General features: G+C 42.7%; 10 protein-coding genes and 1 pseudogene. 3 read left to right on the top strand and 8 right to left on the bottom strand.

Going from position 1 to position 13,049, the window contains the following annotated elements; translation table 11 throughout:
• The first annotated feature begins 18 nt into the window (after positions 1-18).
• The 3 genes and pseudogenes from J8L86_RS05430 to J8L86_RS05420 all read left to right on the top strand — a co-directional run bounded on the left by J8L86_RS05430 (position 19) and on the right by J8L86_RS05420 (position 3,300).
• Complete coding sequence (locus J8L86_RS05430) at positions 19-1,158, top strand: kelch repeat-containing protein (protein WP_211029212.1); 1,140 nt, start codon at positions 19-21, stop codon at positions 1,156-1,158.
• A 126-nt stretch (positions 1,159-1,284) separates the two neighbouring features.
• Positions 1,285-1,785 (top strand): annotated as a pseudogene (locus J8L86_RS05425) (hemerythrin domain-containing protein); the annotation flags it as partial.
• A gap of 327 nt (positions 1,786-2,112) precedes the next feature.
• Positions 2,113-3,300, top strand: coding sequence for an alkane 1-monooxygenase (locus J8L86_RS05420; protein WP_192021656.1), 1,188 nt, complete (start codon positions 2,113-2,115; stop codon positions 3,298-3,300).
• Positions 3,301-3,421: 121 nt separating this feature from the next.
• Here the strand turns inward: J8L86_RS05420 and J8L86_RS05415 are convergent, their stop codons facing one another.
• The 8 genes from J8L86_RS05415 to dapF form a co-directional block, all read right to left on the bottom strand.
• Positions 3,422-6,535, bottom strand: coding sequence for a CusA/CzcA family heavy metal efflux RND transporter (locus tag J8L86_RS05415; RefSeq protein WP_211029201.1), 3,114 nt, complete (start codon positions 6,533-6,535; stop codon positions 3,422-3,424).
• Between the two features lie 12 nt (positions 6,536-6,547).
• The gene (locus tag J8L86_RS05410) at positions 6,548-7,615 is read right to left on the bottom strand and encodes an efflux RND transporter periplasmic adaptor subunit (RefSeq protein WP_211029198.1); all 1,068 of its coding nucleotides are present in this window, start codon (positions 7,613-7,615) and stop codon (positions 6,548-6,550) included.
• Between the two features lie 2 nt (positions 7,616-7,617).
• Positions 7,618-8,949, bottom strand: a complete 1,332-nt coding sequence (locus tag J8L86_RS05405) for a TolC family protein (protein WP_211029196.1) — start codon at positions 8,947-8,949, stop codon at positions 7,618-7,620.
• 131 nt (positions 8,950-9,080) lie between these two features.
• Positions 9,081-9,533, bottom strand: a complete 453-nt coding sequence (locus J8L86_RS05400) for a hypothetical protein (protein ID WP_211029193.1) — start codon at positions 9,531-9,533, stop codon at positions 9,081-9,083.
• A 233-nt stretch (positions 9,534-9,766) separates the two neighbouring features.
• Positions 9,767-10,477 (bottom strand): HAD-IA family hydrolase, encoded by a 711-nt coding sequence (locus tag J8L86_RS05395; protein ID WP_211029191.1) that lies wholly within the window; start codon positions 10,475-10,477, stop codon positions 9,767-9,769.
• Entirely contained in the window at positions 10,477-11,409 is a 933-nt protein-coding gene (gene xerC / locus J8L86_RS05390) for a tyrosine recombinase XerC (protein ID WP_211029182.1), read from the bottom strand. Before xerC ends, J8L86_RS05395 begins: the two co-directional genes overlap by 1 nt.
• A gap of 76 nt (positions 11,410-11,485) precedes the next feature.
• Entirely contained in the window at positions 11,486-12,094 is a 609-nt protein-coding gene (locus J8L86_RS05385) for a DUF484 family protein (protein WP_055023624.1), read from the bottom strand.
• An 83-nt stretch (positions 12,095-12,177) separates the two neighbouring features.
• Positions 12,178-13,005: a diaminopimelate epimerase gene (gene dapF / locus J8L86_RS05380; protein ID WP_055023601.1), complete on the bottom strand. Its 828-nt coding sequence runs from the start codon at positions 13,003-13,005 to the stop codon at positions 12,178-12,180.
• Between the last annotated feature and the right edge of the window lie 44 nt (positions 13,006-13,049).

Raw genomic sequence — 13,049 nt, 5'->3', positions numbered from 1 at the left:
AAATCAAAAGGATTGATAATGACTCGATTAACTCAACTCGGTGCGATTGTGATAACGACTATCACAGCTATATGCGCCGCGCCATTAGCCTATGCGAGTTACCCGCAGTTATCTGAAGGCGTATCTAATAATGCCGTTGCTAAAGTCTCCACAACTAAAGGGGACTACCTCATTAGCTTTACAGGATTAGCTGAAGGGAAAGACTACCAAGCGGTTCATAATAAAGTGTGGGGCATTAATCTTTCGACCTCAGACTCCCAATGGCAAGCATTAAAACCTGTGCCATTTGTAGCGCCGTTAGCTGGTCGCCTCGCATCAATTGCTGTCGGTATTGATGAAAAAGCTTATGTATTTGGTGGCTACACAGTTGCTAAAAACCATGAAGAGATCAGCACTGTCGATAATTATCAGTTCGATATATTAACCAATCACTACCAGCGAATTGCTGACATGCCTGTAGCTGTTGATGACACTGCTGCCAGCGTTTATCAGCAGCGTTATATCTACTTATTTGGTGGCTGGCATAACGACGGCAATGTTAATTTGGTTCAAGTTTACGACACTAAAACAGATACGTGGGAGCAAGCAAGCCCTATCCCTGCTCCTGCCGTATTTGGTCAAGCTGTCGCCATGAGTGGCAATAAAATCGTATTGTGTGATGGTGTAAAAGTGCAGGCAAATATCGGTAAACGCCGCAACTATCAATCATCGCCAGTGTGCTTGTTTGGTAAAGTGAATCCAGAAAATCATTTAAGAATAAGCTGGCAATTATTGCCGCATTATTCGATCAGTGAACAGGCTGCCAAGCTTAATGAAGCACCAACAGCCACTGCACATTACCGAATGGCTGCCACAGGAGTCAGTGATTCATCTGAAGGGCAAGCAATCTTTATGGCTGGCAGTAACAACCCATACAATTACAGCGGCATCGGCTATAACGGCGACCCGAGCGCCCCTCATAATGTTCAATACACATTTGATTTTAAATCTATGCAATGGTTAACGCCTGTAACGCTTGATGTACCCAGCATGGATCATCGTGGCTTAATTTGTCACCATGATCAGCTGCTTCGCATCGGTGGCATGCTTGAGCAGCAACAAGTCAGTAAACAGGTGTTAGTGAGTCCACTAATAAATGGGCAAAAGTGTACTCAGTAAGAGATACTCGTCTTTAAATTATGTGATCCAACTAACAATTACTCATCAATATGATTGCCCAACCAAAAGATGCATTTAAAATACAGGTATTAACTTATTGCATCTTTTGGAGCAACCATGCCTTCTACTCGCTTTGAGCAATTACAAGCTTTGCCTATTCCTGCTTTAATTGACCATTTAGAAGCAACGCATCACCAATACGTGCGTGAAACAGCGCCGCTGCTAGTTGAATACTCGCAAAAAATGGTGCAAGCCCATGGCGAAGATTATGCAGAGGTTAAACCATTAGCCATGCTAATTGGTGCGCTGATTGCTGATTTGATGCCGCATTTAATGAAAGAAGAACAGATTTTATTCCCTGCGATGAGAAGACTCGCTGCTGGCGAAGAAGTGAATGGTTGCTTTGGCCATATTGGTAATCCAATTAATGCCATGGAGCATGAACATGATCATGCTGGTAGTGTTTTACAACAGTTACGCGAACTCACCAATAACTACCAAGTTCCTGAAGGTGCATGTAGCACTTGGCAAAAATGCTACCAAACCTTGGCTGAATTTGATGCTGATTTACAGGTACATATTCATACTGAAAATGAATTACTGTTTCCAAAAGCACTCGCAATCTAAACCTTAATCCGATTGGTTAAGTAAAAAGTTTCATCAGGTCCTTGGCTCTCGCTCCCCCAGCAGAGCCATTTTTTTGCTTTAATACTAATGCCATTCAACTATACTCAGCCATTCAACAACGCCAGCGTAATTTGATTTCTCAAGGCGTTATAACAGCTTTTGACTAACGCGCTATAACCGCAAAATATGCCTGTCACCACAGCGAAATCCTCACGGTTTATCTTCAAAGCAATGTGTGCTTAACTAATAAACAGTATGGTTAACAGTTAAACAGCTTATTTAAGCGATAAGCCATGCTTATTGTAATAATGGTTCTGGAGAGTCAGCATGGAAAAAGCTGGGGTATTTATTGCCACAGACGGCACAACATACGTAGACAAAAAACGTCACTTTTGGTGGCTGTCATTATTGATCCCCACTATTGCTGTCGCAGGGCCTTTGCTATATCAAACCTATCAGCAAGAAATTTTTCTATGGTTGTTTTTTGCAGTGGTCTATATGTTGTTTCCCTTAATTGATTATGTCATGGGAGAAGACACCAGCAATCCACCTGAATCAGTTATTCCTGCACTCGAATCCGACCCATTTTACGCTCGAATTACACGGTTAAATGTGTTTGTCGTACTGGCAACATTCATCTATTGTGCTTGGTTTGTTGCCAATTATTCCCTTAGTTATTCCGGATACTTAGCCGTTGCCTTGTTGGCAGGCAGCATTGGTGGGCATGGGTTAAATATTGGCCATGAACTCGGACATAAACGAAAAAACATAGACAAATGGTTGGCCAAGATTGTGTTGGCTCCTGCAGCTTACGGTCATTTTTTTATTGAGCATAATCGTGGTCATCATAAACATGTGGCCACACCAGAAGATCCCGCTTCAGCTCAAATGGGAGAAAGCATCTATCGATTTGCACTGCGAGAGCTCCCTGGTGCTATCATGCGTGCTCACCAAATCGAAAAGTTACGGCTCAACAAGGCAGGAAAATCCTCCTTGAGTTTACACAATGAGTTTTGGCAGGCCATGCTATTAACATTTTCGCTATTTATTGGTTTGGTGATCTGGTTAGGTGTATCAGTCATTCCCTATCTGCTCATTTGCGCTTTTTGGTCTATGTGGCAGTTAACCTCGGCAAATTATATTGAGCATTATGGCCTATTAAGACGTACGCTACCCAATGGTCGTTATGAGCCTCCGCAGCCTCATCATAGTTGGAACAGTAATCATATTTTCTCCAACTGGGCACTGTTTCATTTACAACGTCATTCTGATCACCACGCCAATGCAACACGCAGTTACCAATCATTACGACATTTCGATGACTTACCGACACTACCAAGCGGCTACTTTGGTATGTATGGTCTGGCTTATATTCCTTGGTTGTGGTTTAAAGTGATGGATATACGACTATTAGCAACTACTGGTGGCGATGCAAGTAAAATCAATATGCTTGCCAGTAAACGGCAACATCTCATTGAAAAATATAAGATGGTGATACAACATCCTACTGATTAACTGTCAATGCATTGAATTAAAGCAGCTTGCAATGTGGGCAAAGCTAAACCGTTAATATGAAGACTTATCGTAAAGCCCAGCAATCGCTGGGCTTTGTCATGTGTAAATACACTTAATCACTTCACGCTTTAGCTCTACCATGTATCCATTGATACAAAGCAGGTAAAACAAACAAGGTGAGAATAGTCGATGAAATAATACCGCCAATAACCACTGTCGCAAGCGGACGTTGCACTTCCGCACCGGTACCAATATTCAGCGCCATCGGCACAAAGCCCAGTCCGGCAACCAATGCTGTCATTAACACAGGCCTTAGTCTTATCAAAGCACCATCGACAATTGCATTTAATAGTTCGCCTTTTTCTTGGTGAAGTTGGCGGATAAAGCTCAGTAATACCAATCCATTAAGTACAGCCACACCCGATAAAGCAATAAAGCCTACACCTGCAGAAACAGACAATGGCATGTCTCTTATCCACAATGAAATGACCCCACCAGTTAATGCCAGCGGAATACCGGTAAAAATAATCAACGCATCTTTGACAGAGCTAAACGCCATAACTAATAAACCTAAGATAATAGCTAAGGTCAAAGGCACCACAATTGATAATCGTTGACTGGCTGATTCAAGCTGTTCAAATGTTCCACCATATTCAAGCCAATAACCTGCTGGAATATTCACTTGCTGAGCAATGTCTTGCTTGGCTTCAGCAACAAAAGATCCCAGATCGCGCCCACGAACATTTGCAGTAACCACAATGCGGCGTTTACCATTTTCGCGACTGATCTGATTTGGCGATGGCGCAATAGATAAACTGGCGACTTCTGATAAAGGAACAAACTCACCAGAAGGCATCACAATTGGTAAATTGTGTAAGTGCTCGACATCTTTACGGATATTTTCAGGCAATCGAGTCACTATTTTGAAACGGCGATCGCCTTCAAAAATCAATCCGATCTCATCTCCGCCAATCGCTGTCGCCACAAAATTTTGCAATGCTTGTACTGATAAACCGTATTGAGCAAGCGCCATTCGGTCAGGTTGAATCGACAACATTGGCAAGCCTGTCACTTGCTCGACTTGTAAATCCGTCACACCGTCAATCTTCTCTAGCACTTCATGAATGTCATTAGCTGAAGTTAATAACTGCTGTAAGTCATCACCCACCACTTTAATCCCCAAATCGGCACGCACGCCTGATATGAGCTCATTAAATCGCATCTCAATGGGTTGAGTTAGCTCAAAATTATTACCAGGTTGCCCCGAAACAGACTCCACAATATCAGCCGCTAATATTGCATGGCTCATTTTAGGATCAGGCCATTCATTACGAGGTTTTAGCATGATGAAAGTGTCGGCAATATTGGGCGGCATAGGATCATTCGCCACCTCAGGCGTTCCTATTTTAGAGAACACGTTTAAGACTTCTGGAAAGTGCTTAATACGATCTTCCAATAGTAATTGCATCTCTACAGATTGCTCTAAACCAGTACCTGGAATACGAATAGCCTGCAGCAATATATCTTCTTCATTAAGCTGTGGAATAAACTCTGAGCCTAACGTCGTCGCCAGCCAGATAGAAAAAGCAACCAAGGCTAAGGCCGCACTTAACACCAACCAGCGTAATTTCATCGCAAGCAAAAGGAGTGGCTTATAAACCGATTTACTTAATGCCATTACTCGGCTTTCTTTTTCGTTGATTTTACCCGTCATGAACAACGCGACAGCCGCTGGCACTAGGGTTAACGATAAAACCAATGCCGCCAATAACGCCATAACAACCGTAGCAGCCATAGGATGGAACATCTTTCCTTCCACGCCCGTTAAACTAAATAGCGGGATATACACCACAGTGATAATCAATACACCAAATAAGCTTGGACGAATCACTTCGTTAGTGGCTTCGTATACCAGTTGCAACCTTTGTTTACGTGCTAAAACCTGCCCGCCATTTTGCGCCTGAGCTTGACCTAAACGGCGTGTGGCATTTTCTACAATAATCACCGCACCATCGACAATAAGGCCAAAATCTAACGCCCCTAAACTCATTAAGTTTGCCGAAACACCTGCTTGCACCATGCCTGTCATCGTTGCCAGCATTGCCAATGGAATAACTGCAGCAGTGATTAATGCAGCCCTAGCGTTACCAAGTAGGATGAATAGCACCACAATGACGAGCAATGCGCCTTCAACGAGGTTTTTCTGCACTGTATGGACTGCTTTATCAACTAAGGTCGTGCGGTCATAGACCGCTTCTACTTTAATCCCTTCAGGTAATGACGCCTTGATATCCTCAAGCTTACTTGCCACCGCCAAAGACACTTGACGGGAGTTTTCCCCCACCAGCATCATGGCACTACCTAGTACTGTTTCTTTACCATCACGTGTTGCAGCGCCCGTTCTCAGCGCTTTACCGATACCAACATCGGCAACATCACTAATAAACACTGGCGCATTATCAATATGCTTAACAACAACTTGTTCAATATCATTAATCGAAGCAAGTTGCGCCGCTGAACGTACAGTCAGCTGCTGCCCTTCTCGCTCAATAAAACCTGCACCACGGTTACTGTTATTGGTTTCAATGGCTAATTTAATATCAGCAAAAGCGATGCCATAAGACAGCATCTTCATTGGATGCGGTGTAATATGATATTCCTTGTCAAAACCACCGATGGTATTAATTTCTGTCACACCAGAAACTTGGGCTAATTGCGGTTTGATAATCCAATCTTGGATCTCTCGTAACGCAGTCGCATCATATTCACGGCCATTGGCTTGCTGTGCCTCAGGTAAGGCTTCAATGGTATACATGAAAATCTCGCCAAGGCCGGTAGAGATTGGCCCCATTTCTGGCTCGATATCACTAGGCAATTTTCCTTTAATTGCATTTAATCGTTCACTAATAAGGTTACGGGCAAAATATAGATCCGTGCCCTCATCAAATACCACTGTCACTTGTGATAAACCATATCTCGACAGTGAGCGGGTATAGGCAAGATTCGGTATGCCCATTAAGGCATTTTCAATCGGGTAAGTGATTCTTTGCTCGGTTTCTTGCGGTGAATAACCTTCTGCTCGGGTACTGATTTGCACCTGCACATTGGTAATATCAGGCACCGCGTCAATCGGCAATTTTTGATAACTCCAAAGCCCCACTGCAACTAGCAGCAGCGCTAAAAACATCATCATCCAGCGTCGGCTAATAGCAAGACGCAAAACAGATTCAATCATTTGCATCTCCTTTTAGTGAACGTGGCCAGCACTAGACTTTTCAAGATCGGCTTTTAATAAAAAGCTTTTTTCGACCGCATACTCTTCACCTTCTGCTAGACCAGATAACAGCTCTGTCTTCTGACTGTCTCTTTTACCTAATGTTACAATGCGTTTTTCAAAGCCTTCTTCATTTCTGACAAAAACAACCTGCTGACCTTCCATAATTTGTATGGCGCGATTATCAATGGCTAACGCGACGTTGTGCTTACTCAGGGTCACTTCACCCGATAATAAGGCACCAACAGTCCAGTGCCCTTCAGTGTTATCGAGTGGCACGCGCGCACGTAAATACACCTCATTACCCATTGGATTTAGCAAGTATTGAATCGTTGAAGTCGTCCGTAATTGCTCAAAGTTCACGCTGAGTTTTTGCCCAACAGCAACGCGGTTTTTTTGCCTATGAAAGACTTGGAGCTCTCCCCATAGTTGGCTGCTATCGACAATGCTCACTAATGCTTTATCACTTACCATTTCGCCGACATTGCCGTGACGACTTACTACGACACCACTAATTGGCGCAGTAATCCCATAGCGTTTCAAACTCGCATTAGACTCAATTTCAGCAATCTTTTGCCCAGCTTGTACTTTATCGCCCACCTCGACAGTTAACTTGGTGATTAAGCCCGCAAATCGTGCACTAACATGACTCACATTTTGCTCAGGTAATACAGTGCGGCCATATAAAGTAAGTACTTTTTTGATTTCACCCGCCTGAGCTGAATCAGTCATAATCCCAGAAATAGCCATTTGCTCAGCACTTATGTGCACTTGCCCTTCTTCATGCTCATCATGGCCATGCTCATCTTCGTGACCATGTTCATCTTTGTGACCATGTTCATCTTTGTGGCCATGGCTGTCTTTATGTCCTTCTTGATGATCATGTTCATCTTGATGTAACTCGTTATGGTTATGATTGGATTCTGAATGTTGTTCTTCATGCTGATGCTCAGTAGACGCATAGACTGATACTGACAATACTAACGCCATCAATACCGCTAGACTGCGAACGAATAAGTGATTAGAAATACTGTGGTTCATGGTTAAAATCCTTGGAAATCACGGAAAAAGGAATGCTGAGATGCGGGTAAGGGTTCGGCAATTAATTGCTCAATATCAACACCAAACCGTAAAGCTGATGCCGCAGCGTCTATCATTGCTCGTCGTGAGAACAATAATTCCTCTCTTGCAGTTAAATAATCAAGGTAACTGTAGAGCCCCTGCTCGTAAGCGACTTGCGTATCTTCTAAGGCCAAAGTTAAGGTAGGGATAATGCGGGTTTGTAAGCGGTTAACCGTCATAATAGCTTGCTTGCGGCTGGCATAAGCGCGATACAGCTGAGCATACAATTCTCGCAAAGCGATATCTCGATTAATCAGTACCTCATCTTTTGCGGCTTGCGCTGCTATTACAGCTCCTGTATTTCGATCGCCACTGAATAAAGGCACACTAAACCCTGCTGATAGAGCCGTATCATTGGTTTGTTGCATTTGTTTAACGCCAACAGACCAACTGACATCCGTGCTAGATTGCGACTGAGCAAAACGCAACTCAGCTTGCTTCAATTGCGCCTGAGTTAAATACGCCTCAATCGCGGGGCTGTATTTCACTTTTTCAAATAACGGCGTTAATGCCACGTCATCGGTAAACTCAAATAAACTGCCTTCGAGGCTGGCATAATTCACCTGAGATTCACCCCACATCATACTGAGTGCTAACTTAGCGTACTCAAGTTGATGCAACTGTGTTTCGGCAACTAATTGGTTATTAAACACAGCGGCTTGCGCTCGTTTCACTTCAGCATCTGGCGTCAAACCTGTTTGAGCTCTAAGCTCAACAACGGTTAATGTTTCTTCTGCCAGTGCAAGTGCATCGTCAGCAAGTTGTAATCTTGATTGCGCAGCTAACACATCAATGTAACGACGCGTTGCTTCAGCAAGAATACCTAAGCCTGCAATTTTCTGTTCGGCATCCAGCAAGGCACGTTTTTTAGTCACTATGCCTGAACGCGCATCCAGTTTATCGCCAAGCTCGATGACAGACGATAAGGACACTGTCATTTCAGCACTATCGACACCTTGAAATTCGCCTGTTCCAGCGACATTCTCAAGTTCGAAACCTAACTCGAACCCTGGTGCTAACGCCTGAGTTTGCGCTTCACCATCTAATGCTTGTTGTCTAAATTGAAAAACCTTCAGCGAAGGATGCTGTAATTGAACTCGCTCTATTACGGTTTGTAACGTCAACTTTTCAGGCGCTGCACTCTGTTCAGCATAGACTGTTACGGGTAATAACACCGACAAGCTAAGTAAGCTGCAACATAAAACAGGAAACAGCACAGCACGCTGTTTAAAGCGACTTGTATTATAAAACATCAAAGATAAGCCTCGATTTAATACAAAAGATAACCCTAACTGAGTGTTCCTAAGTCATAGGAAAACGCAGTAGGCTTGAGCAAATTTAAGGGTTAAATTTGCTCACTAGAATAATATTTTTGATTAAAAGGTTAGGCTTGAGGAGGTCGTAAAAAGCTGAAGTATGGGGATTCAGCGGCAGTAGAAGTAAACGTAAATGCCACATAATCAGAATGAACTAGTTCATTTGCTATTGTGTTTGTAGGATGCATCAAGGTCATGCAACAAGAGCAGCAATTGTCTGTACACTCAGCACAATCATCATCAACATGAATAACCACAGTGCCATCATCACACAACTCTGTATCGCTGTAGCCAAGAGGATAATCTACATCAAGAGCATCATGATTAATAACTGCTAATTCAGTTACTTGGCCCTTATTGTTATCGTTTGAACTTTTGCCACAATCCTGATGCTCTAGCGCACAGTTGTCTGACATCGCTGCCACGGATTGCATCGCAAAAATCATGATCAACAAAACCCGCGCCAGCATAGCTGGAGACATAGTGATGATGGTTTTTAGCTTACGATAAAAACTTAACATGAGCGCTTAGACGATAACCTGTATGAAGTTATTAACAATTAGGTGAATTGGTAACACCTGTAACGTGCAAGTGTAAGCGAAACAATGATAAAACACTATGAGGTTTACCCACACAATGTCAGATTTGGAATAAAAAGAGTCAGAAACCTCGTTGACCGCACAATATTGATTATGATTTATCCATAAACATATTAGTTAACTTAAGCGATAATATAGGTAACTAATTAAAATTATTAAATTAATTTTCTTATTTCTTGTAACTGCTCAATTTCAATATGAGGTAATATGTGTCGAGCCTGACCTTGCTCATTTGGATTCAGATTTAACCACAAGCTTTGACAACCAGCTGCACGAGCGCCCAAAACATCGCTAATTGGATGATCGCCAATATGCAATAAATCCCCATGTAGTATCTCAAGATGTTGGCAACTCAAATCGAATAAATCACTGTATGGTTTCATCTTCACACCGTGTCCGGGATGCACAACAAACTTGAGCACGTCATCTAAGCCAACACGACTAGCATCGACATTACCATTGGTGATCCCAATCAGCGGATAATGGTTCCCTAACTCTGCCAGTAGAGTGATAACACTATCGTCTACTTTAAAATCACTACGATGGAAACGAAAACATTCCAAACCTTGTTGCGCACCTTGGCTGGCTTCTAGCTCAGTGTAATCCCATTGAATGAGCGCCTGACGTAGCACTTCATACCTTGCAGCGGTCGTATCATGGGCTAGCTCTTCATGGCCAGTTATCACTTGCGATTTCAGTTCTCGCCACTGAGTAATTCCCCAACCTTCAGGGACGTTAAAGTGCTCTTGCATGAACAATGATAATGCGGATTCTGCTTTAATAATGTGGGGCGCGTTATGGTACAAGGTGTCATCTAAGTCAAAACTGATTGCCTTAAAAGGCCTAAGTCGCAAATATTGTTTCATTATTTCTCCTTAGCTTTTTTGGCCCTAGGGTGAGCTCCATCATAGACCTTTGCTAAATGCTGAAAATCAAGGCTGGTATAGATTTGGGTAGTGGATAAGTTAGCGTGCCCTAATAGTTCTTGCACGGCTCGTAAATCTGCACTTGATTCAAGCATATGCGTTGCAAAGGAATGTCGCAATTTATGAGGGTGAACTTTTGCCGATAAAGATTGTGTTTGGCCCCATTTTTTCATTCTGAGTTGGATGCTGCGATGGGACAATCGCTTGCCTTGCTGACTAACAAACAAAGCATCACCAGTATCACCTTTGACCAAATCATGACGACACTCGCACCAAACATTGATTGCAGCCAGCGCCATTTTGCCTATCGGCACCACGCGCTGCTTACTGCCTTTACCCATCACTTTAACTTCGTTTTGACTTAAATCGATATCTGCCACATTTAAACTTGCAAGTTCAGCTAAACGTAAGCCACTGGAATAAAACAATTCCATAATAGCTTTATCCCGTTTACTTAACGGGTCATCCGCATCAATATCCAATAAATGGCTGACGGCGTCTAAATCCATGTTCTTAGGTAAGGGCTTAGCCTGTTTAGGAGCATGCAATGTTTTAGCTGGATTGGTTTTTATCACTTGTTCACGAACAAGAAACTCAAAAAATTGTTTAAGCGATGATAAACACAATGATAGAGAGCGTGGACTTAATCCTTTGCGATGCAAAGATGATATTACTCGTTGAAGCTCGTCTCTTGAGACAGTTAACCAGCCGTCATCAAATGCCTCTAATGACGTCCCTTGAGGCTGTTTAAAAAGAATCTCACCTGCTCGCACAAGTTCGTAACGGTAATTTCTAATGGTATGAGGAGACAATTGTCTTTCAGAGTGAAGGTAACGTTCAAAACTGGCTAACCAATTCGGTTGTTGTGCCATTATGCTACCTCCATTCTTTTTATAGCGTTTATCCAAACAAACACGGGGGTGCCGCCTATAATCATAAGGGACTGATTTAAAACTTTGGCAGCATATGATCAAGCAAATCTCTGATTTGTTTAAAAAACAAATGATCCATTTCAGGATGAAAATGAGCAGCATCAGCCGACGCTACACCAAAAATCACCTGACCATTTTCATCAGACAGTTTAGTTAATGCAACGGAGCCCACTTCACTGCCAAACAAACGTTTTGATTCAGATTGAGTCAGGCGACCAAAATAAAAACCTTGTTGGATACGTTGACGCCAAATATTTGCTAATTCACTGTCGATATCGTGAACCGTAATTAAACGAACATGAGTGAATCCAAACTGCCCTTTTAGCTGCTCAGACAATACTTGCCTTAACTCACCTAGATCTTCGCACTTTAAAATACTCAGCGATAACGCACTGTTGAACCTGAAAATCTTTTCGTTTTCAGTGGCGATTTTCATTAATGACGTAATTTCTTCTTCCAATTGCGTGACTCGAGAACGCAATAAATCTTGGCGTTTCTCAACTAAAGAAACCGTACCACGCTCATGGTGAGAAACACGCATTGCCAGTAATAATTCAGGGTAACGATTGAAAAACTCTGGATTATCAAGTAAGTATTCGCGGATCATCAATTCATCAATTGGCATAGCTTCTAATGGTAATTCTGTGCCAAGTAATGCGGCAGATTCAGCATTGTCTTCGAGAAGTTTTTTAGTACGGGTTACATCGTTCATAACTGAATTTGTCCATCAAATACATGTTCAGCAGGTCCAGTCATCCACAATGGTTTCCCTTCTCCTTCCCAATTAATGGTAAGGCGACCTCCAGGCAGGTCAACTTTGACCTGTCTATCTAACTTATTCTGTAAAATACCGATAGCTACAGCAGCGCATGCCCCCGTACCGCAAGCTAATGTTTCTGCTGCGCCACGTTCATACACTCTTAATTTTATGTGGCCACGATCAACCACTTGCATAAAGCCAACATTCACGCCTTTCGGGAAACGTTCATGCTTTGTCAGCATTTGGCCAATCTCTTCTACATCGGCGGTGTCAACATTATCGACTTCGAGTACGCAATGAGGATTGCCCATCGAGATTGCGCCACATAAAAATGTTTGCTTAGGGGTTTGCAGTAAGTAGGTTTTCTCTGGACGTTTCGCTCTGAAAGGGATTTTCCCCGGTTCAGTGACCGGAACCCCCATATTAACCGTCACATTTCCATCACGTTCAAGCCGCAGTGTCATTTTACCAGAGCTGGTACTGACACGAATTTTATACTTATTAATTAGCCCTTTATTACGTACAAAGCGGGCAAAACAGCGTGCACCATTGCCACACTGTTCCACTTCACCGCCATCAGCGTTAAAGATTCGATAATGAAAATCTAAATCAGGATCATACGGAGGCTCAACTAATAAAAGTTGATCAAAGCCAATACCGAAATTTCGGTCGGCTAAACGGCGAATTTGATCAGGCGAAAAAAACACATTCTGTGTTACGCCATCAACCACCATAAAATCATTACCCAGCCCATGCATCTTGGTGAATTGGATCAAAAGAATTTCCTTTATCGAACTAAAAAATTAACTGATTTCACTAG

The organism is Shewanella sp. MMG014 (assembly GCF_018100775.1).
GTDB lineage: Bacteria > Pseudomonadota > Gammaproteobacteria > Enterobacterales > Shewanellaceae > Shewanella > Shewanella japonica.
Note: the sequence above shows the minus strand (reverse complement) of the source record. Positions and strands in the feature narration are given on the sequence as shown.

Bases quoted from the DNA above. Each gene is read 5' to 3' on its own strand.
- J8L86_RS05410 (WP_211029198.1), bottom strand. From the start codon at position 7,615: ATGAACCACAGTATTTCTAATCACTTATTCGTTCGCAGTCTAGCGGTA.
- J8L86_RS05415 (WP_211029201.1), bottom strand. From the start codon at position 6,535: ATGATTGAATCTGTTTTGCGTCTTGCTATTAGCCGACGCTGGATGATG.
- J8L86_RS05385 (WP_055023624.1), bottom strand. From the start codon at position 12,094: ATGCCAATTGATGAATTGATGATCCGCGAATACTTACTTGATAATCCA.
- xerC (WP_211029182.1), bottom strand. From the start codon at position 11,409: ATGGCACAACAACCGAATTGGTTAGCCAGTTTTGAACGTTACCTTCAC.
- J8L86_RS05395 (WP_211029191.1), bottom strand. From the start codon at position 10,477: ATGAAACAATATTTGCGACTTAGGCCTTTTAAGGCAATCAGTTTTGAC.
- J8L86_RS05430 (WP_211029212.1), top strand. From the start codon at position 19: ATGACTCGATTAACTCAACTCGGTGCGATTGTGATAACGACTATCACA.
- J8L86_RS05405 (WP_211029196.1), bottom strand. From the start codon at position 8,949: ATGTTTTATAATACAAGTCGCTTTAAACAGCGTGCTGTGCTGTTTCCT.
- J8L86_RS05420 (WP_192021656.1), top strand. From the start codon at position 2,113: ATGGAAAAAGCTGGGGTATTTATTGCCACAGACGGCACAACATACGTA.
- J8L86_RS05400 (WP_211029193.1), bottom strand. From the start codon at position 9,533: ATGTTAAGTTTTTATCGTAAGCTAAAAACCATCATCACTATGTCTCCA.